At 67.8% G+C, this 18,988-nt stretch carries 19 protein-coding genes and 2 pseudogenes; 11 read left to right on the forward strand and 10 right to left on the reverse strand.

The window, feature by feature from the left end:
* Complete coding sequence (locus ACFOYY_RS10260; RefSeq protein ID WP_352013942.1) at nt 1-354, reverse strand: hypothetical protein; 354 nt, start codon at nt 352-354, stop codon at nt 1-3.
* Nucleotides 355-431: 77 nt separating this feature from the next.
* On the opposite strand from ACFOYY_RS10260, the pseudogene ACFOYY_RS10265 reads away from it, so the two are divergent.
* Nucleotides 432-629, forward strand: a pseudogene (locus ACFOYY_RS10265) (winged helix-turn-helix domain-containing protein); the annotation flags it as partial.
* A gap of 90 nt (nt 630-719) precedes the next feature.
* Nucleotides 720-1,205: a UTRA domain-containing protein gene (locus ACFOYY_RS10270; protein ID WP_362784656.1), complete on the forward strand. Its 486-nt coding sequence runs from the start codon at nt 720-722 to the stop codon at nt 1,203-1,205.
* A gap of 304 nt (nt 1,206-1,509) precedes the next feature.
* Here the strand turns inward: ACFOYY_RS10270 and ACFOYY_RS10275 are convergent, their stop codons facing one another.
* Nucleotides 1,510-1,884: a hypothetical protein gene (locus ACFOYY_RS10275; protein ID WP_386189562.1), complete on the reverse strand. Its 375-nt coding sequence runs from the start codon at nt 1,882-1,884 to the stop codon at nt 1,510-1,512.
* A gap of 187 nt (nt 1,885-2,071) precedes the next feature.
* On the opposite strand from ACFOYY_RS10275, the gene ACFOYY_RS10280 reads away from it, so the two are divergent.
* The 4 genes from ACFOYY_RS10280 to ACFOYY_RS10295 all read left to right on the forward strand — a co-directional run bounded on the left by ACFOYY_RS10280 (nt 2,072) and on the right by ACFOYY_RS10295 (nt 5,474).
* The gene (locus ACFOYY_RS10280) at nt 2,072-2,263 is read left to right on the forward strand and encodes a DUF397 domain-containing protein (protein ID WP_386189563.1); all 192 of its coding nucleotides are present in this window, start codon (nt 2,072-2,074) and stop codon (nt 2,261-2,263) included.
* A gap of 139 nt (nt 2,264-2,402) precedes the next feature.
* Nucleotides 2,403-2,756, forward strand: coding sequence for a hypothetical protein (locus ACFOYY_RS10285; protein ID WP_352013946.1), 354 nt, complete (start codon nt 2,403-2,405; stop codon nt 2,754-2,756).
* 291 nt (nt 2,757-3,047) lie between these two features.
* Nucleotides 3,048-3,251, forward strand: a complete 204-nt coding sequence (locus ACFOYY_RS10290; RefSeq protein ID WP_362784551.1) for a DUF397 domain-containing protein — start codon at nt 3,048-3,050, stop codon at nt 3,249-3,251.
* A gap of 804 nt (nt 3,252-4,055) precedes the next feature.
* Entirely contained in the window at nt 4,056-5,474 is a 1,419-nt protein-coding gene (locus tag ACFOYY_RS10295) for an endo-1,4-beta-xylanase (RefSeq protein WP_386189564.1), read from the forward strand.
* Between the two features lie 96 nt (nt 5,475-5,570).
* Here ACFOYY_RS10295 and ACFOYY_RS10300 read toward each other — a convergent pair whose 3' ends face one another.
* The 4 genes and pseudogenes from ACFOYY_RS10300 to ACFOYY_RS10315 form a co-directional block, all read right to left on the reverse strand.
* The gene (locus tag ACFOYY_RS10300) at nt 5,571-6,290 is read right to left on the reverse strand and encodes a VOC family protein (protein ID WP_386189565.1); all 720 of its coding nucleotides are present in this window, start codon (nt 6,288-6,290) and stop codon (nt 5,571-5,573) included.
* A gap of 27 nt (nt 6,291-6,317) precedes the next feature.
* Nucleotides 6,318-7,124 carry an alpha/beta fold hydrolase gene (locus ACFOYY_RS10305; RefSeq protein ID WP_386189566.1) on the reverse strand — a complete coding sequence of 269 codons (807 nt, stop codon included), beginning with the start codon at nt 7,122-7,124 and terminating at the stop codon, nt 6,318-6,320.
* 18 nt (nt 7,125-7,142) lie between these two features.
* Nucleotides 7,143-7,451, reverse strand: a pseudogene (locus ACFOYY_RS10310) (DNA glycosylase AlkZ-like family protein); the annotation flags it as partial.
* Between the two features lie 109 nt (nt 7,452-7,560).
* On the reverse strand, nt 7,561-8,646 hold the full coding sequence (locus tag ACFOYY_RS10315; RefSeq protein WP_386189567.1) for a hypothetical protein: 1,086 nt from the start codon (nt 8,644-8,646) through the stop codon (nt 7,561-7,563).
* Between the two features lie 532 nt (nt 8,647-9,178).
* Between ACFOYY_RS10315 and ACFOYY_RS10320 the strand changes: the two genes are divergently transcribed.
* The 3 genes from ACFOYY_RS10320 (at nt 9,179) to ACFOYY_RS10330 (ending at nt 13,494) form a co-directional block, all read left to right on the forward strand.
* Entirely contained in the window at nt 9,179-11,281 is a 2,103-nt protein-coding gene (locus ACFOYY_RS10320; protein WP_386189568.1) for a HelD family protein, read from the forward strand.
* Nucleotides 11,282-11,582: 301 nt separating this feature from the next.
* A complete protein-coding gene (locus tag ACFOYY_RS10325; RefSeq protein ID WP_386189569.1) occupies nt 11,583-12,155 on the forward strand; it encodes a TetR/AcrR family transcriptional regulator in 573 nt (190 codons plus the stop codon).
* Between the two features lie 28 nt (nt 12,156-12,183).
* Complete coding sequence (locus tag ACFOYY_RS10330; RefSeq protein WP_386189570.1) at nt 12,184-13,494, forward strand: FAD-dependent oxidoreductase; 1,311 nt, start codon at nt 12,184-12,186, stop codon at nt 13,492-13,494.
* 208 nt (nt 13,495-13,702) lie between these two features.
* Here the strand turns inward: ACFOYY_RS10330 and ACFOYY_RS10335 are convergent, their stop codons facing one another.
* Nucleotides 13,703-14,647, reverse strand: coding sequence for an alpha/beta fold hydrolase (locus ACFOYY_RS10335; protein ID WP_386189571.1), 945 nt, complete (start codon nt 14,645-14,647; stop codon nt 13,703-13,705).
* A gap of 147 nt (nt 14,648-14,794) precedes the next feature.
* Between ACFOYY_RS10335 and ACFOYY_RS10340 the strand changes: the two genes are divergently transcribed.
* Nucleotides 14,795-15,742 (forward strand): helix-turn-helix transcriptional regulator, encoded by a 948-nt coding sequence (locus ACFOYY_RS10340; protein WP_352013955.1) that lies wholly within the window; start codon nt 14,795-14,797, stop codon nt 15,740-15,742.
* 194 nt (nt 15,743-15,936) lie between these two features.
* Nucleotides 15,937-16,353, forward strand: coding sequence for a ribonuclease domain-containing protein (locus ACFOYY_RS10345; RefSeq protein WP_386189572.1), 417 nt, complete (start codon nt 15,937-15,939; stop codon nt 16,351-16,353).
* A 172-nt stretch (nt 16,354-16,525) separates the two neighbouring features.
* Here ACFOYY_RS10345 and ACFOYY_RS10350 read toward each other — a convergent pair whose 3' ends face one another.
* The 3 genes from ACFOYY_RS10350 to ACFOYY_RS10360 all read right to left on the reverse strand — a co-directional run bounded on the left by ACFOYY_RS10350 (nt 16,526) and on the right by ACFOYY_RS10360 (nt 18,812).
* Nucleotides 16,526-16,837, reverse strand: a complete 312-nt coding sequence (locus tag ACFOYY_RS10350; protein WP_352013957.1) for a hypothetical protein — start codon at nt 16,835-16,837, stop codon at nt 16,526-16,528.
* Between the two features lie 197 nt (nt 16,838-17,034).
* Entirely contained in the window at nt 17,035-18,144 is a 1,110-nt protein-coding gene (locus ACFOYY_RS10355) for a serine hydrolase domain-containing protein (protein ID WP_386189573.1), read from the reverse strand.
* 140 nt (nt 18,145-18,284) lie between these two features.
* Entirely contained in the window at nt 18,285-18,812 is a 528-nt protein-coding gene (locus ACFOYY_RS10360; protein WP_386189574.1) for a hypothetical protein, read from the reverse strand.
* Nucleotides 18,813-18,988 lie beyond the last annotated feature (176 nt).

Here is an 18,988-nt window from a genome sequence, read left to right on the forward strand (position 1 = left end):
TCAGGGCGTGTTGGGTTCTCTGCCGATCTCGGCCCATGCCAGGTGGCCAGTCCTGTTCTTGCTTGTGCCGAATGCGCGTGCGAGTCGGGATACGACTGCGACACCTTCGCTTTCGACCTGGTCGTTCTCTCCGGGATCCCGCACTTCAAGGCGCAGCCCGGTCTCCCAAAGCGTCATCTGCACGGTCACGGTCGCCGTGGGCTGATTCCGCCGAACCGCATCCTCGGTAAGAGCTGCGGCCACCTGTTGAACCGCATCAGCGAGGTCGAGATGAGCGGCTAGAGCAAGGTTGCGCGCCCAAGCTTGGATGGTTTCCACCATCTCTGGCCGGGCGGGAATCGTGGCTTCATACACCGACCCTCCTGGGTATCCCGCTTGCTTTCAGGGTACCCAGCTTGCTGAGCAAGATAGCCTGCTGTCAAGCTGGAATCGTGGATCAGTCAGGAGCCCTGTACCTCGCTATCGCGGACCAGCTCCGCCAGCAGATCGTCAATGGCGAACTGGCCCCCGGAGCCGCTCTTCCCTCACAGACGGAAATCGCCCGACAGTTCGGGGTTTCCGATGGTGTCGCGCGGAAGGTCATCCGGACGTTGGTCGTCGAGGGGCACGCAGTCGCACGTCCAGGAGCGGGGACGTTCGTTCGGGAACGCCCCACTCCCCGAAGACTTGTCCGCTCCTGGCATCGCTCTCTGCGCGGCGGCAGTCCCTTCGCCGCCGAGATGAGAGCCCAAGGAGTCAACGGCGGCTGGCAGTACAGCAGTCGCACCGAGACCGCGCCACCCGCCGTACGGCAAAGACTGCTGCTCGCCGAGAGCGACAACGGGCCGGACGCGATCAGAACCGACTACGTGTTCACCGCCGACGACGAACCGGTGATGCTCTCCACAAGCTGGGAACCCTTCGCCCTGACCAAGGGAACACCCATCGTCCTGCCCGAGGACGGCCCCTACGCCGGACGCGGCGTCGTCGAACGCATGATGGCGATCGGCATACGCATCACCCACTCCGCCGAGGCCGTATCCGCCCGGATGGTGCTGACCACCGAAGCGACCCGTCTGCAGATGGCGCCGGGCTCGATCGTCCTCACCATCGAGCGCACCTACTGGGCCGACGAACAACCCGTCGAAACCGCCGACATCGTGATCCCCGTGGACCGGTACCAGGTGATCTACGGCACAGCGATCGACGAAATACCGCAGACCTGAGACACCCCCACGATCAGGCGCGTTTACCGGTTGCCCAGCCCCTGCCGCACCAGCGCGAGGTAGTGCCTCCCGTCCAAGGGCTTCTTGGGCTCCTGCGGCCTTGCCGTACGCCCACATTCACCTGTTCGCCTGTGGACAACGGTGTCGTGAGTTCTACGCTCGGGTGAGACCGGGTCCAGACGAAAGCCTTGGATGTCAACACGACGCAGGGCTACCTGTCCTCAATGGTCACCCGACTCGCATAGATGAAGATCATGGACTCCACGGTTTCGGGGGATCGCCCAGGCCGCGAACCCCGAGGTGATCAAACGCCAGGGTGCGAGTGCCGAAAACCATGACCTTCAGAACCGCCTCGCCGCTGTTTCCAGACGATCCGATCCAGCGCCTCCGCCAGTTCGACGGCAGAGGTGACCTGGACGCCTTCATGCTCTATCGACTGGTCATCCCAGTCAACGCGTGTCACGTCCAATATGCCGCCCCGGAAGACCGCGATCACACACTCGATCGAAGCCCGCTCCAACTGAAGGATGTAGACGGGATCCATGCCGAGGGCGTCGAACGGACCCTTCACGGTAAGGGCGATCCCGTCAGCGGCCAGAGCATCGGATCGATCGCGCCGCCATCGCTCCACCGCTGCGACGGTCGGCTCGTTCTCGTCGCAAGAGTGCGGATTGTCCATAGTCCGCGATTCTTACAGCGTCCGGGCAACCGCCTCCGCGATGAGCGCCAAGAGCACGTCCGTCGCCACCGGTCTGTTGATGGGTAGGAGCCCGGTCGGCCCGGGGAACCGGGGACACCAATCGGCGCCTTCGGCGCCTGACCACTTTCACTCCCAAGGACCCTGGCACCATTCACAGGCCGGGGTCTTGTTCGTACGGCGGGAATCAGGTTCCCCGAGAAGGCGGGAAGCAGCCATCTCCCCTGACCTGTCCAACGCCGAGTTCCGCAAGAGCAGCCTCAGCGGCACCCACGACAACCGCGTTGAGGTCGCCACCAACCTCCCCGGCCTGGTCGCCGTCCGCGACAGCAAGAACCCCTCCGGCCCCGCCCTGATGTGATCCGGGCAAGGGCCACGCCAACGAACGGGGGACGGTCACCTGCGCCTGGACGAGATGCTCGCAGGCAAAGATCTTGGGCTGTACGTCCATGATGGGCGGGCGTTAGCCTCTGCGTATGCCTGGGAGTCGGCTTGGTCGGTTGAGTCTCCGCGCTGATGCGCTCTACTGCCTGCTCGTCGGGGTGGTGATCGCTTCGACCGCGCCCCTGACCGCGCCTGCGGTGAGGCTGCCGGCACTTGTCGTCGGCGGCATCGGTGTGGCCGTCGTGCTGTGGTCCGGTGTCGTGTGGCGGCTCAGTCTCCGTCCTTCGATGGGGAGCCTTCGCCTGGTACTTCTGGCGAATCTGCTTGCGGCATGCGTGCTCGCCGTCGCGTCTGCGACGGCGGCGAGTGTGCTTGTCCTGCTCACTCTCGCAACGGTCGCGGCAGATGTCGCTGGTTTCGCAGGCAGTCAGATCGTTGCACTCAAACGGCTGGCCCACGAACCGTCCTGACGAGTCGACATGTCCGCCGCCAGGTGCTGATCGTTCCAAGGCGCTCTGCCGAACATGCCTCGCAAGCACCTGGCCTCCATCCGGCCCTGTGCGGGGAGGCGGACGTCGCAGGGGATCGCGAATCCACAGGTCTTGACAGTTTCTCGTTCACAACGTTCCCCAACCGAATCAGCGCCTTCGATGCCCAACCTCTCGGCCTCGTTGTGCCCGTACGGCATCGAGAGGTTGCATGGGCGGCGACCGACTCTCACAGTGAGGACCAAGACCGCCTGTCCGAAGGCGAGGAACCCCATGTCCCCCGACCTGTCCAGCGCCGAGTTCCACAAGAGCAGCCTCAGCGGAGCCAACGGGCAATGCGTAGAGGTCGCCACCAACCTCCCCGGCCTAGTAGCCGTCCGCGACAGCAAAAACCCCTCCGGCCCCGCCCTGACCTTCAGCGCCTCCGAATGGAACGCCTTCATAGGCGACATAAAAATCGGAACGTTCGACTCCTGACCGGCGAGCCCGTCATCATGGACAGGGCCGCCCCCGAGGCCGTACCCAAAGATGATCAACGCTCTGACCTGCACCTCTGCACTACCGCCGGACCGCCGCAGAATCAGCTCGCCCCGCCCTTGCGCAAACCCACCTGACCTGGGGCTTTACTCTCGGGTCCCTCATCACCCTGAAGGGTTCGCAACGCCATCTCGGCGATGCCGTCCCGGAGCGTACGGGCCGCGTCCCTCATCACCCTGAAGGGTTCGCAACTCTCCGACGAGATCCGCATCCACGATGTCGGTTGGCGTCCCTCATCACCCTGAAGGGTTCACGACGTTCTCCGACTGAATCGGCGGCCTCGCTGTGCCGTACGGCGCCAAGGGGTCGCGTGGGTTGTGACCGGCTCTCACGGTGAGGACCAAGGCCGCGCAGCCGAAAACGTGGAACCCCGTGCAGGCGGGCGGCGTTCAACTGATCATGACGAGCGATGGGAAGTCGGCCGGTCGATTCCGGCGTCCGCCTGCGGGAAGCCTTCGGCCTGCGCCTGACGGGTGACCACCGGCTCCGGCCTCGTCTGCGGCCCCCGCCCGGTACCGGCTACCGGGGCGCGCACGGCACCGTGATGGCCTCCGACGCACTGACGTCATGCCGCGCGCTGTTGATCAGTATCGTCCGGGACGGCTGCGGCCCCAGAAGGGACAAATACCACGAGGCCGTGAAGAAGCCGGCCGAGACCGGCACCCAGCCTCAAACCGCGAGCTTCCGGCTTGTGATCCGACTGCGAAAGAAGAGATGAAACTACCCCTCTTGTCCCTGGCCGGTATGAGCGCCGTTCTGCTTGGCGTGATGGCGACGGCCGTCGTCCCCGCCTCCGCCGCCGCCGAGGAGACCCTGCGCACCGTGGCGGCGGCCCGGAACCTGCGCGTCGGGGCGGCCGTCAACGACCGTGCCCTGGAGACCGACAACGGTTACCGCGACAAGCTCAAATACGAGTTCAACAGCGTGACCCCCGAGAACGCCATGAAATGGGGGAACGTGGAGCCAGAACCCGGCGTGCACACCTGGGCCAAGGCGGACGCCGTCGTCTCCTTCGCCCAGGAGAACAACCAGATGGTCCGCGGTCACACCCTCGTCTGGCACGGCGGTCTGCCCACCTGGGTCAGCGACGGCTCACTCAGCGACCAGGAACTGCGCGCCGCGCTCCAGCGGCACGTCGAGACCACCGTCAAGCGTTACGCCGGACGGGTCGCCGTGTGGGACGTCGTCAACGAGGTCCTCGCGGAGGACGGCACCCTCAGGCAGTCCATCTGGCTCAGGCGACTGGGTCCCGGCTACATCGCCGACGCCTTCCGGTGGGCCAGGGCCGCCGACCCCTCCGCCAAGCTCTACATCAACGACTACAACGCCGAGTGGAACAACCCCAAGCGCGCCGGCCTCTACAACCTGGTACGCGACCTGCGGGCGCAGGGCGTGCCGATCGACGGCGTCGGCTTCCAGACCCACGCCATGATCAAGGAGTCGGCGTCGGAGCCGCTCCCGCTGACGCAGCTCAGGAGCACTCTGCAGTTGTTCGCCGGGCTGGGCGTCGACGTGGCCGTCACCGAGCTGGACGTCCGGCTCAAGCTGCCGGTGGACGAGAGCAGGCTGGCCGCCCAGGGCGAGGTCTACCGCCGGGCCGCCGAGGCGTGCCTCGCCGTCGCCCGCTGTGTGTCCCTGACCATGTGGAGTCTCACCGACAGGTACTCATGGGTGCCGTCCTCGGTTCCCGGCTGGGGTGCGGCCCACCCTCTGGACGAGAATCTGGCCAAGAAACCCGCCTACCTCCGGCTACGGTCCGGGCTGAAGGACCGGGACTTCACCTCGAACGCCGTCGCGAGCCATTCCGGCAGGTGCCTGTCCCTCTCCGGCACGCAGGCCGTCCAGGCGGTGTGCGGGAAGGACCAGCGGCTGCTGTTCCACCGCGTGGCGACGAAGACCTACCAGATCACCGACCCGACCGGATATTGGTGCCTCACAGCGGGGTCCCAGAACACCCTGACCCGCACCCCGTGCCCGGCCTCCGGCGACGACCAGCGGTTCGAGGTGCGTCCTTCGGGGGACGGGCAGCAGCTCGTGTCCCTGCGCAGCTCCAGGTGCGTCGTGGTCAGGGACCGGAGCACCGCCGCGGGAGCCGTACTCGAACAGGCGCCGTGCTCGGGCACCCCGGTCTGGGAGCTGACCGACATGCCGGGACACCCGTAGGCCCGAAAGAGCCCCGGTTCTCGGCGCCGGGCGCGGGCGGGCCGCGCGGGTCGTCCGTGAACGAGCGGCGGTGACCGGCACCGTCGCGACGGACCCTCAGACGATGTCGAACTCGTTGCCCTCGGGGTCCCGCATGGCGGCTGCGTAGAGCCCCATGTCCGGCTCGTCCTTGATGCGCAGCACGGTGGCACCGGCTTCGACCAGCCGTTCCACCGTGGCCCTGACCCGCCCCGCACGGACGTCCAACGGAACGTCACGGCCCCCGCCGACCTTCAGGTCGAAGTGCCAACGGTTCTTGGCGACCTTCGGCTCCGGAACCTGCTGGAACCACACCCTCGGCCCACGTCCCTCGGGGTCGATGATCGACTCCGGGACGTCCCCGGCACCGGTCGGCAACTCCGCCTCGGGCACCCCCATCGCCGCCCAGTAGGCACGCCAGGTGGCGTGCCCACCTGGCGGAGGCTCAGGCACGTAACCCAGGGCCTCGGCCCAGAAGGTCACCATCCTCTGGGGATCGGAGCAGTCGATCGTCAGTTGCAGCGTCATGTCCATGCGCGGGAGCATCCCAGACGGGTCTGACAGACGATCAACGCTGACCTGACCGGCGCCGAGCTCCGCGCCCACGACAACCGCGTCGAGGTCGCCACCGACCTCCCCGGCCTGGTCGCCGTCCGCGACGGCAAGAACCCCCGCCCTGACCTTCAGCGCCTCCGAATGGAAGGCGTGGAACCCCGTGAAGGTGGACGGCCCGGCCGTTGACCTATCCGCATGTTCGAGTGGGTCAACGAGCGCGCGGGCACCTCGGCGACACTGCACGCGCTCCGCCATACCGCGGCCTACCCATCAGGCCGTTGCCGTGAAGCGCAGCAGCAGTTCGCCGACCTTCTCGGGCGCTTCCACCATGGGCAGGTGCCCGACGCCGGGTAGCAGCTCGACCCGTGTGCTCGGCACCGCGTCGTACCGGTGTGCCGAGGACGGCTCCCAGCGGGGGTCCGCAGCGCCGAAGATCACCTGTACGGGGACCCCGAGGGCGGCCAGACGCTCGGGCACGCTCCGTTCGGCGATGTAGGCGGTGTTCTGGCGCAGCACCGTCCTCATCACGCGGTAGGTGATGCCCCGTACGTCGGCGACCACGTCGTCCGGGAGGTCCACCGGGCGAACGGCCATCGCGCTGATCCCCTTGCGGATCATCGCATCCGAACGCCTCGGCCAAATGAGCGGGCCCAACGGCGGGGCCAGCAGCACCCGAAGAATGAACGGCTGCCGAAGGAGCGCGTCCGGACTCGGGCCGCTACTGATCAACGAAAGCGAACCCACGAGGTCGGGACGTTGCTCGGCGAGCGCGGTGGCGACGTAGCCGCCGCTGGAGTGCCCGACCACGGCGACATGACGAAGCCCATGGTCGTCCAGCAACGCCGCCACCTGACCCGCCTGCGCGGGCACGTCGTACGACGGCGCGGGCGGGGACTGGCCGCAACCCGGCAGATCGACCCGGATGACATGATGGTGGCCGGCCAGCGCCGGGACCACCGGGCCCCAGAAACCGCCCGAGGCCCCCGACCCGTGGATGAGCAGCAACGGCGGTGCCTGCCGCGGGCCGTCATGGACCACGTGCATCCCATGCGAGTGCTCAATGTCGTATTGACTCATGGGGAGACTGTGCACGGTCAGTCGGCCGCCGGTCTTGGACAAATGTTCCCGCGGAGTCGAAACCCGGGCGACCAGGCGGGTTCCGGCCAGGAGCGGGGTGACGTAGTAGCCGAACCGGCGTTTGGTGGGCGGTTCGCAGGCTTCGAAGGTGTAGTCGAACCGGAACGGCCGCCGGGTGCGGTCGCGGTCCCAGATGAGGTTGTCGAACGGGGTCAGGAAGACCGGTTCCGCGGGCTGGAGGTGTGTTCCAGAGCCGCGGGGTGGCCCCAGGCCTGTCCGTGCCGGCCTTACGGTGGCGGTCAGCCGGGACGGTACCCACCTGGCCAGTACCGGAGCCGATCAGATGGTGCGGCTGTGGATCCGTTCATCGGTAAGCAGGCTGGCGCGCCCCTCACCGGACATACCGGCCGGGTGTACTCGGTGGCGTTGGGTGTGGCTATGCCTTGTCGGTGTAGCTGTCTTGGTGCGGGGTGGGGTCGACGACCTCGAAAGGTATCAGGAGGTGTTGTCCGTCGGCTCGGTAGATGCGGTACTGGTCGTGGCGGAGCCAGGTGCCGATCGCCTCGTCGCCTCCGACGGGCGCTATTTGCTTGGACTCCTTGTAGGTGCCGGTCCAGCTGGTCTCCGTCGCCTTGACGCATCGGACGTCGAGCCCTTTCGACACGGTGGTGCTGACGCCCGCGCTGATGCCTTCGAAGGCGAAGCCGGCCTCGGCGGTGACGCTCATGTTGAGCGTTCTGTCGATCTCCGTGCTCTCGGTCTTGGTCACGCCGACGGTGGTGCTCCACTCGCGTGACTCGGTGGTGTTGTTGGCGTACACCTGGAACTTCTCCAGGTGCCAGCGCGAATGCCGATCGATGACGTAGTAGGGGGTGTTGAACGCCTGCCAGTCAGCGTTGTGGGTGCCGTCACGTTCGACAAGGAACCAGGGGACGACCGTCTTTCCGGTCAGGGGGCCCTCTTTGGGATCGGTGGGGTAATCGTCGGCGGGCTTGTTCAACGACGTCAGCTTCGGTGGTGACGGAATCGCGCCCGTGATGGATTTGGCCTCCTCCCATGCCTTGACGACGGCGTCGTAGGTCCCGGTTTCCTCCAGGGCGAACACGTCGCCGGCCGCCTGCTCACGGCTGCCGGCGCGGAGCAGGGTGAAGTCCGCGTTCCTGACCCAGGAGTGCAGGTAGGTGTCGGTGTCGGGATGGCGGAACAGGAAGTTGTCGCCCACGGCCTCCAGCTCGAAGATCGCTTTCTTCTCGTCCTGCACGGTGTTCTCCGTCTGGCCCCCACTCTCCGGTTTGACGGGTGAGAGTGAGGTGAACAGGGACTCCCCATCGACGGACTTCAGGCATTCCAGGTGGGGGCTGCCCCAGATGAGCACCATGAAGTAGTCCGGGTCTGCGCTCGTCGGGTAGAAGACGTACTCGTAGACTTGCCCCTTGGCGAGCTGAGCGTGCGCCAGGTATCTCCCGCTCTTCACATGCTTGATCTTGTACCGCTTGCCGACGGCTGGACCGGTGAATGCCATGCTCCGCTGCCTTCCCCATATTCCGATTGTGTAGTCGGATCAACACTCTGTGTGTTCGATGCTATCCGGGCCCACTCATGGGCTTCCGCACTCGGACCCGCGCCGTGAGACAGGCCCTCCGCCACGAATGACCGCCGGCTGACAAACGGTGTGGTCGTCGGGCCCTGGATGCTGATGACGCCGAGGCCCACGGAGGTCCTTCCTCCGCGCGGGCGCGTCATCCTGCGGTGACGGGTCGCACGGGCGGGTGGGTGTGTCGCGTGCCAGAAGAAGGCGGGGTGGCGCATCCTTCATCGTCTGACCGGTGCCGGCCATCGGTTGTCGACGGCGGCACGGTGACGCGTCGTCCGGCTCGCTCGTCGGGAGGTGTCCCCTCGCGAGCGGTTGCGCGACAAGCGCGTTCATGCCTTGGCGCGGTGTCGCGCGTTCCTCGTAAAGGCTGGTCAGAAGGCCAAATTCCGCCGGGAAAGTCAAATTTGTCTTTGACGAACTCGCCCCCCAAGATGGACGCCCGACGAGGGGAGCACCGGTGGTGGACACGGTCGCCGGCAAGGTGGGGCAGATCGCGGACGAGCAGCGTTCGATCGAGGTGATGTACGCGCGTCTTGACGCGGAGGAGGCCGAGAGCGTCGCGGCGCGGGAGAAGGTGATGGCCGCTCCGGTCGAGGGCCCGGAAGATCATCAGGCGAGAGACGCGGAAGTCTCACGGCTGGCCGGGGTCATCGGTCGGCTCCGGTTGGCTGAGCGGTCTCTGTGCTTCGGGCGCATCGACGGTTCAGAAGGCGGCGCGTCCTTGCACGTCGGCCGCATCGGACTGCGTTCCGAGTCGGGCGAGATACTGCTGGTGGACTGGCGGGCCGAGGCCGCGCGGCCCTTCTACGCGGCCACGATGGCCTCACCGCTGGGGTTGCGTCGTCGTCGTCACCTGCGTGTCGAGGATCGCCGGGTCGTCGACGTCACCGACGAGATCCTTGACGGGACCGACCCGACCGCCGAGGACGTCGTCGGCGACGGCCCTCTCGTTTCGGCGTTGAGCGGGGCGCGGACGGGGCGTATGCGCGAGGCCGCCTCGACCCTGCAGCGGGAGCAGGACGAGATCGTCAGGTCCGAGCATCGCGGGATCACGGTCGTCGACGGCGGCCCAGGAACGGGCAAGACCATCGTCGCCCTGCATCGGGCGGCGTACGTGCTGTACGCGTTTCCCGCGATCGCGGAGCGCGGCGTGCTCGTCTTCGGCCCGAACAGACGCTTCCTGGCCTACATCTCCAACGTGCTGCCATCGCTCGGTGAGAACGACGTCGAGTTGGCCACGGCGCCTGATCTCGTGGGGGTCGAGGCGACGAGAACCGAGCCGGAGGCGATCGCCCGCGTCAAAGGACGCGCGCGCTTCGCCGAGGCGCTCGCGCGGCGGGTCCGGGCGCGAGAGCCGTACGGCGTGCCCCTGCCGCTCACCACGGCGCACGGCAGCGTCACCTTGGACTCCACGCGCGTCGACGCCGCCCGACGCGGCGCCCTGCAGGGCGGTATCGGTCACAACCGCGCGAGGGAACTGTTCCTTGAGTACATCGTCGACGAACTCGTGAACGAACTGGAGCAGCAGACCGCGAAAGAGATCGCGGACTTCGAGGACGAGCTCAGGGAACTCAGCGGAATCGACCTCGATCGCATGTTCGCGCACCGCCCGGGAGATCCAGAGCCGGAGGAGGACGGGCTCGACATCGACTGGGACCGCATCCGGGACGACCTCCTCGGTGACGCCGACGTCGACCGGATGGTCGACACGGTCTGGCCCCGCCTTCGCGCGGAGGACGTCCTGCGCGGCCTGCTCTCTGATCCCGGTGCGCTCGCCCACGCGTTCGCCGAGCTCACCGAAGAAGACATCGACTCGATCGTCGAGGGAGTAAGGGCGGGGTGGAGCGGCGCGGACCTCCCGTTGCTGGACGAGGCGCGAGCGCTCGTCGACGGGCCTCCGGAAAGGGTCTACGGGCACATCGTCGTCGATGAGGCGCAGCAGCTCTCCGAGATGCGGTGGCGGATGCTCATGCGTCGTTGCCCGAACCGTTCGATGACCATCGTGGGCGACCTCGCGCAGACGGGGTCGACGACCACCGTCACGAGCTGGGAGGACGCGCTGGAGCCGTTCGTCGCGGACCGGTACGTCCATCACACGCTCACGGTCAACTACCGCACGACCGCCGAGATCCTGGAGGCGACCAGGCCCCTGCTCGCCCGGATCGCCCCCGCGCAACGCCTCTCCCGCTCCATCCGCCACGGCGAACCCCCGGCCTCCGTCACGGTCGCCGAGGCCGACGTCGACACCGGCGTCGGCGACCTCCTCGCCCGGCTTCGGGAGGACCATCCCGAAGAACTCGTCGGCGTCGTCGTCTCGTCTCGGCGCGCGATGGAGATCGAACCGGGATCCCTCGGAGGCGACGCCACGGTCGTGGCCGCGCCCGACGCGCGGGGCCTGGAGTTCGACACGGTGATCATCGTCGACCCGGACGAGATCGAGGGGGCGAGCGAGGCCGGCCTCCGGGACCTCTACGTGGCGCAGACCCGGGCGACCAAGCGCCTCATCACGCTCACGGTCGATCGCACTGTCGCCTCCACCGGAGCGGCGGCGCCCGAAGGGTGAACCGCGAAGCATGACGTCGAACGGCCGGTGCTCGGGGCCGTCGCCCAGAAAGCCGGTCAGGGCAGGTCACGAGCCACCGGCCGCAGGCGTCTCGTCGAACGTTGCCGCACCGGGCCGGGGATCACCCGGCGTGCGAGAGGGTGGTCGGACGGCTGTCGCCCTGTCCGGGGAGCGTTGGCCCACGGCCGAGAACGGCTGATCACGAAGCGCCGCGGGATCTCATTTCGCCGATCGTATTGACACCCCGTCAGCGCCCTTGATATTAATCCACCAAGTGGTTGGTGGATTAAAGGGGACGGACATGGCGACGACGCGACGAGGCAGACCGCCGGGCGGTCCGGAGCGTTGGAACGCGCTGGTGCAGGCGGCGTACCGATGTCTGGCCGAAGGCGGGTTCGAGCGGTTGCGGATGCGCGACGTGGCCGCCCAGGTGGGCATCGACCACTCGTCGATCCACCACCACTTCCCCACCAAGCAGGACCTGGTGATAGCGGTCGTGGACCACACCACCCGGCAGTTCTGGTCGACCACACCGCCGGAAGGAAGCGCCGTCGAGCGGCTGCGGGGCCACCTGGCCACGCTCCGTCAGAAGATCGTCGGCCAGCCCGAGCTCCACATCGTCCTGCGTGAGCTGGATCTGCGGGCCCGGCGCGACCCCGAGCTACGGGAGATCATCGCCGGCAGGGAGGAGGGCTGGCGGAACTCACTGCGCACCCTGCTGACCGACGCCGCCGCTGCCGGAGCACTGGCCCCGGGCGTCGACCCGGCGACAGGGGCGGAGTTGGTCATCGCCACCGTCAAGGGGGCGAGCCTGGCCTCCGACCGCGCCGACGACGTCCTCGAACTCCTCGAACGGTTACTGATCCGTACCTAACTCCGGTTCGCTCTCAGGAGGAGCATCCATGTCCACACGTACGCTCCGGGTCGTCATCGTCGGCGGCGGCATCGGCGGCCTGTGCCTGGCCCAGGGCCTGCACGCCGCCGGGATCGACGTGGCGGTCTTCGAACGCGACGCCGCGCCCGACGCCCGGTTACAGGGATACCGGCTCAACATCGAACCGGTCGGCAGCCGGGCGCTGCACGACTGCCTTCCTCCGCACCTCTGGCAGATCCTGGTGGCCACCGCCGGTGATCCCGGACCCGGCATGGGGGTGTTCACCGAGCGGATGCGGCTGCTGATGCGGGAGGACGCCCCGCCCGCGGGGCTCGACCCGTCCGAGCGGACGCACGCGGTCAGCCGGATCACGTTGCGGCGGCTGCTGCTCGCCGGTCTGGATGACGTCGTCCACTTCGGCAAGGAGTTCACCGGCTACCGGCAGAACCCCGACGGCACCGTCACCGCCCTTTTCGCCGACGGCACCTCGGTCACCGGCGACCTGCTGGTCGGCGCGGACGGTGCCAACTCGCGCGTGCGGCGGCAGCTGTTGCCGCACGCGCGGCGGTCCTCCGTACCCGGCGTCGGGATCGGCGGCAAGCTCCGGCTCGAAGACGGAGCGGCGTGGCTGCCCGAGGAGGTGACCAGCGCCAAGAACATGTTCCTGCCGAAACGGGACTTCCTGTTCACTGCGGTGTTCCGCCGCCGGGAGACGGACGAGGCCGTCGTCGAGCGTGTCGGTGACCGGATGCGGGCCGTGGGCCTGGACCCGGATCTCCTCGTCCAGGACGCCGGGGACGACGACTACGTCATGTGGGCCTACGTCGCCCATCGGCGCGTGTCGCCCACGGACCCGTCCGGCACCCAGGAACGCGAACGCGGGCAACGGCTGCGCGAGGTGGTCGCGTCCCGCCTGACGGACTGGCACCCCGGCCTGCGCGAGCTGATCGCCCGGACGCCCGCGGACACCGTCGAGCGGTTCGACTTCGCCGCCGCCGAACGGGTGAGGCCGTGGACGACCACGAACGTGACCGTGCTGGGCGACGCCGTCCACTCCATGCCGCCGGTCGGCGGTCTCGGCGGCAACGCCGCGCTGTACGACGCCAACGTGCTGCGCCGCGCGTTGGTCGCGGTCGACCGGGGCGAACTCGACCTGCTGCCCGCCCTCGCCGAGTACGAGCGCGCGATGTTGAGGAACGGCTTCGCCGCCGTGCGGGCCGCCACCATGTACCTGCGCCTGGCCACCCTGCCCAGCCGTACGGTCCGGACCGTCGCACGGACGTTCTTCCGGATGTGCGGCGTGATCCCCCCGCTGCGCCGCGCGATCTTCTCGGACTGACCGTTCACCGGGTGTTCCAGCCGACCGGTCGGTGTCCGGGCCGCGGCACCGCCCGCCGCGCGTCGGTCAGGTCGTGCCGCCCCGAGGTCCCCGGTCTCGTTCCTCCTGGTCGTCGAACGGCCTACCGGAGATCTCGCCTTCCGTCCATGGCCGGCACATGCTTCTGCGGGCCGTCGGGCGACCGGCTCACAGCGCTCCTGGACACGCGTCAGGTGGCGTCCCGCCGGCCCAGCCACTCCAGGATCACCTGGTTTGTTTCCTCCGGCTTCTCCTGCTGGATCCAGTGACCGCAATCCAGGCTGACCGTTTCCGCGTTGGGTACGAAATCCGTCAGTCTTTCGGACTTCGCGACCACGTCCCGGTCGCCGTAGATCATGAGTGTGGGCTGTTGGATGATCGGGTCCACGTCCGCCAGCAGGTGCCAGTTGCGGTCAAGGTTCCTGTACCAGTTCATACCGCCTGTGAACCCTGTCGACTCGAAGGCGGAGACGAAAACGGCCAGTTCGCCGTCACTCATCACGGGCTCACCGAGTGGCTTCTCCGCTCTGGCGAGATCGATCAACGCCATACCCGGCTGAGGCTCTCTTGGAGGTTCGTTCTTCCGGTAGATGTTGCGGAGGAACCGAAAGGTGTTCTCTTCGAACACGGCGTCTGCGACACCCGGCCGCCGGTTGAAGTGGACGAAGTAGAAGTCGCCGCCGAACGCCTCTTCCATGGACTCGATCCAGGGCCTCTCCCCGCGCTCCAGGTAGGGCAGGCTCAGGTTGATCACCGTGTTCACCCGGTCCGGATGCAGCAGGGTCAGTCCCCAGACGACGGCCGCCCCCCAATCATGGCCGACGAAGGTGGCGTCTTCGTATCCGTAGTGATCGAGAAGAGCGATGAGATCGCCCGACAGGTGTGCGATGTCGTAGTCCGTCACTTCGGCCGGGCGGGATGAATTTCCGTAACCCCGCTGGTTCGGGACGATGACGTGGTAACCCGCCGCGGCGAGGGCGGGCATCTGATGGCGCCAGGAGAAGGCGTGCTCCGGCCAGCCGTGACAGAGCACGATGGGTTTCCCCGCATTTCGTCGGCCTGCTTCGAAGACCTCAATTTCCACACCGTTTACCGAAACAAGAGTGGGCTTGGGAAAATCGACTGGATCGAACACTGCGTTTCCTCTTCGTCTTTTCTGATTGATCGGGGGACGAAGGTGCCCGAAGAGCACCTCCGAAAGGCCGAGGGCCGATGTCGGTGACCATCCTGCCGACCGAAACCGGTCATCTCGTGACCGGTTTCCTGTGAAAGTGTTGTCGGCGTGCGAACCGATCGGCTGGTGGCCGTCCTTCTCCTGCTGCAGCGGCGCGAGCAGGTGACGGCGGCGGAGGTCGCCCGGGAGCTGGAGGTCTCCGAGCGCACCGCCCGCCGCGACCTCGACGCCCTGGCCATGGCCGGGGTGCCGGTGTACTCCATGCAGGGCCGAGGCGGCGGCTGGCGCCTCGTGGGCGGCGCCCGCACCGACCTGTCCGGGTTGACCGCGGGTGAGGCCCGCGCCCTGTTCCTGGTCGCCGGCCAGGCCTCGGCCGCGACGCCGGCCGTGAAGGCGGCCCTGCGCAAGCTCGTCCACGCCCTGCCGGAGCCCTTCCGGGCGCAGGCCGAGGCGGCGGCGTCGTCGTTGGTCATGGACCCGCAACGATGGGGGTCGAGTCGGATCGAGCACCGACCACCTCGCTTCCTCGACGAACTCCAGGACGCGGTGATCCGCGGCGTCCAGGTACGGCTCGGCTACGTCGACGGCAAAGGCGCCGAAACCGTGAGAACCGTCCACCCGCTGGGCATCGTCGCCAAAGGCCCGTCGTGGTACCTCGTCTCCGGCACCGAGGCCGGTCGGCGGACCTTCAGGATCGACCGTGTGTCGTCCGTCGGCCCGACCGATGATCCCGTGCACCGGCCTGAGGACTTCGACCTCGCCGAGAGCTGGCGCGAGATCGCCGACAAGATCGACCACGGGCGAACGCCCTTCGAAATCCAGGCGGTGTGCGTGCCCCACGGGATAGGCCTGCTCCGGATGGCGTTCGGCGGTCGGCTCGAAGTGGGAGGTTCCACGCCGGACGGCCGCATCGAGGTCGTGATCCGCGGCTACGACGATTACACGCTCGCCGGCGAGCTTTCCGGGCTGGTCGAATGGCTGGAGGTGACCGGCCCGCCAGGTGTGCGGGGCCACCTGGCCTCGATCGGCAACGCGCTCGTCGAGCGATACGGCTGAGACCGGCACGCGCGCTGTTCGAGAATCCGCCGAACGACATCCCCTCGGTCACGATGCGCCGACGGTATGCGATCAGACCGTCATGACCTTCGCGCCACTTCCGCGTATCCGGAACATGCCTGAACCATTACGGTAAGTAGTCGAATGCATCCATGAGGTGATGATGGTAGGGATGTCGCCTAGAAAGGCCCCCCATGCGTACTTCTCCTACCCGGCTCCTCGTGGCGTTGGCCACCGCGATCACCCTGCTGACCGGCCTGACCGGGACGCTCTCCCCCGCCTCCGCGCACACCTCACCCGCGGCGGTCTATCCCAACTGCACCATCCCCGGCTGTGCCGCCGCCCGCGACGCGAACATGATCTGGGGCACCCAACTGCACTACCCCGCCGCCCGCAGGTGGTTCCCCTGGCCCACCGGCCAGTCGAACTTCAGCGGCGGCGTCTTCGGCAACCGCGAGCACCAACTCCCGGCCGGGGGTGACTACGCCGAATACGACGTCTTCCCCCGCCGCCAGGGCAGCCCCCGCGACGCCCACCGGATCGTCCTCGACCGCAACACCGGCACCGTCTGGTACTCCCCCGACCACTACAGGAACTTCTACCAGCTCTGATCACGGCTCTCCGGCGACAGCGCCACCGGCGTCACGTCGCCGGATTCCGGTCGTTCCGCCGATGAGGCCGCACCCGGACGGCCGAACACCTGTCAGCGGTCACGCCTTTCCGCACTCGTTCGACCGCTCGGGGGCTTCCCGCCACTCCACGGCAAGCCCCGCCTCGATGCCGTCAACTCTCGAATATCACGCTCGCGTACCGGACCCGCACGGCGGAACCACCCGGGACGACCCTCGCGACAGCGGTTCCACGGCAGCCCCTGCCGGTGTACAGCACCGCGACACGGTCGGTGTCGTTCTCGGCGCCGACCGCGTCACCGAGGTCGTAGCACTGACGGTCGTTCGGGTCTTTCAAGGTGTGCGAGATGCCGCGGGAGCTGTACTCGAAGGTCCCGGTCGCGGCGGAGGCGAAGCCGGGGGCGGCCACGATGAGCGCGGCCCCGACGGCCAGAGCGCCCGTGACCGTGGACATCACACGTCGCACAACAATCACCCCTTGTGTTCGATTTATAACAAAGAGTAATTCAAGGAAAGGCGGCGCGAAAGCGCGCGTGGCGGCGACGGCCGCGGGGGACCACCAGGCAATGAACCGACCGTTCCGCGTCGCCCGCCGGTGAGCATCGCGGCGGGCGAACGGGATCGGCGGCCGGTGAGGACGAAGCCCTCACCGTGAGCCACGGTCTAGGGGCACAGCGCGGAGGTCAGCAGGGTCATGGCCGCCTGGTGAGGGTCGCCGGAGAACGGGGTCATCGACAACGTGACCTGTCGTGAGCCGTCGGCCGAGTTGAACGCCACCGTGAGGTAACCCGGGGCGCCGCCGCCGTGGCCGAACGCGGTGCCGCAGGGAAGAGGCGCCAACTCCAGCCCCAGCCCGTACCCCTCGGTCGTGCCGGGATCCTTCATCTCCTTCAGCAGACCGGGACGGAGCAGCTTGCCCTGGAACAGGGCGCGGTAGAACCGGTTGATGTCCTCGGTGGTGGAGACGATCTCACCCGCCGCACCGGCCATCGTGGGATTGAACCGTGTGACGTCGACGGGGACGACCTGGCCACCCCTGGTGACCGGCGCGTACGCGTGGGCGTGCGGGCCGTACACCTCCGGGGAGGCTCCCGGCACGCGGGTGTCACGCAGGCCGAGCGGTCGCAGGATCCGCTCCCTGATCTCTGTCGCGTACGGCCTGCCGGTGACCTTCTCGATCAGCATGCCGAGCACGATGTAGTTGGTGTTGGAGTACTTGTAGTCAGACCCGGGTGGGAAGTCGCGCGGGAGCTTCTCCGCTTTCTCCACCAGTTCGCGTGCCGTCCAGGTGCGGTAGCGCTCCTTGGGGATGCCCGCCTCGTCCATCATGTCCGTCGAGTACTCGGGAAGGCCGCTGGTGTGCTGGAGGAGGTGCCTGATCGTGATGTCGGCACCCTTGTCCACGAGCCCCGGCAGCCACTTCTCCACGCTGTCGGACAGGCGCAGCCTTCCCTCTCCCACCAGTTGAAGCACCACGGTCGCCGTGAACGACTTGGTCACGCTCCCGGCCCGGAAGCGCCCGTTCACCGGGGCCGGCTGGGCGTTGTTCATCCTCGCCTTGCCGCTTGCGGCTCGCCAGGTCCTGTCCCCGTCGCGAACCTCGGCGATCGCGGCGACCGCACCGCCTGCGACGATCTTGTCCAGCATCGCCTGCAAACCCGGCCGACCGCTCGGGCTCGCGTCCGCCGCCGCGGGGGCGGTCACGGCGGGCGTCGCCAGCAGCGACACGGTCAGGCACGCCACGACGGCCGTGCCGGTGCGTCTTCCCTTCACGGTGTTCCTCCGATTCACGGAGTCCGGCTCTCGGCCTCCGCCATATCAAGATCCGACGTGGGAGGGCGGTAGGGCATCGGAGTTGTCCCCTACGGAAACCCTGGTTCCATACGCCGATCTCCGACTTGGGAGGGACGCCGTCAGGCGGGGTCCCCTGTGGTGAGCCGGACGGACCACTCGTGTTCGGCGACGGCGAGGCCGCCCTCCAGCGTCTCGACGAGCGCCGTCCGGCTCACCGAAACCACCGTCGGCTCATGCCGGGCCTCGGTGCCCCAGGCGGGACTGCCTCCGTCACGGACCCGGCAGGCGAGGTGCACCCGGTCCCCGTCGGGGAACGCGAACGCCGTCACCTCGTCGGTGCACTCGCCCCATTCCAGGAACACACACCGTGCGAGTGCCGCCTCGGCGTCGGTACCGGCGTCGCCGTACAGCCCGTTCTCGGCGATGAGGAAGGACTCGGACGGCGAGGTGAACCCCACCGGTCGCGCGGCCGGCGTGCGGAAGCGGCCGAGTTCGTCCCTGAGCTTCTTGACCAGCAGCGGCGGGTAGAACGCGTTGTCCCACGTGTTCACGTGGAGCCCGCCGACGAAGACGTCGACGCACAGCAGTCCCGGGTCCCGCTCGATATGGAACTCCAGGCCGAACCCGGCCCGCGACCCGAGCAGCATGACGGCCTCCCCGGCTCTGTCGATCCACGGCCTGGGATGGGGGTTGGTTCTCCCGAGCTGAGCTTCGGGGTGAGTCGGGCAGCCCTCGGATGCGCTGACCGCCGTCATCGGAGCCGCGCGGAAATCTCGGGGGCGCCGGTTCTACACTCCCTCCCATAGTGGAACATACCGTGATG

The organism is Streptosporangium jomthongense (assembly GCF_042650425.1).
GTDB lineage: Bacteria > Actinomycetota > Actinomycetes > Streptosporangiales > Streptosporangiaceae > Streptosporangium.

Bases quoted from the DNA above. Each gene is read 5' to 3' on its own strand.
- ACFOYY_RS10295 (WP_386189564.1), top strand. From the start codon at position 4,056: ATGAGCGCCGTTCTGCTTGGCGTGATGGCGACGGCCGTCGTCCCCGCC.
- ACFOYY_RS10325 (WP_386189569.1), top strand. From the start codon at position 11,583: ATGGCGACGACGCGACGAGGCAGACCGCCGGGCGGTCCGGAGCGTTGG.
- ACFOYY_RS10275 (WP_386189562.1), bottom strand. From the start codon at position 1,884: ATGGACAATCCGCACTCTTGCGACGAGAACGAGCCGACCGTCGCAGCG.
- ACFOYY_RS10345 (WP_386189572.1), top strand. From the start codon at position 15,937: ATGCGTACTTCTCCTACCCGGCTCCTCGTGGCGTTGGCCACCGCGATC.
- ACFOYY_RS10360 (WP_386189574.1), bottom strand. From the start codon at position 18,812: ATGCTGCTCGGGTCGCGGGCCGGGTTCGGCCTGGAGTTCCATATCGAG.
- ACFOYY_RS10330 (WP_386189570.1), top strand. From the start codon at position 12,184: ATGTCCACACGTACGCTCCGGGTCGTCATCGTCGGCGGCGGCATCGGC.
- ACFOYY_RS10305 (WP_386189566.1), bottom strand. From the start codon at position 7,124: ATGAGTCAATACGACATTGAGCACTCGCATGGGATGCACGTGGTCCAT.
- ACFOYY_RS10315 (WP_386189567.1), bottom strand. From the start codon at position 8,646: ATGGCATTCACCGGTCCAGCCGTCGGCAAGCGGTACAAGATCAAGCAT.
- ACFOYY_RS10290 (WP_362784551.1), top strand. From the start codon at position 3,048: ATGTCCCCCGACCTGTCCAGCGCCGAGTTCCACAAGAGCAGCCTCAGC.
- ACFOYY_RS10270 (WP_362784656.1), top strand. From the start codon at position 720: ATGAGAGCCCAAGGAGTCAACGGCGGCTGGCAGTACAGCAGTCGCACC.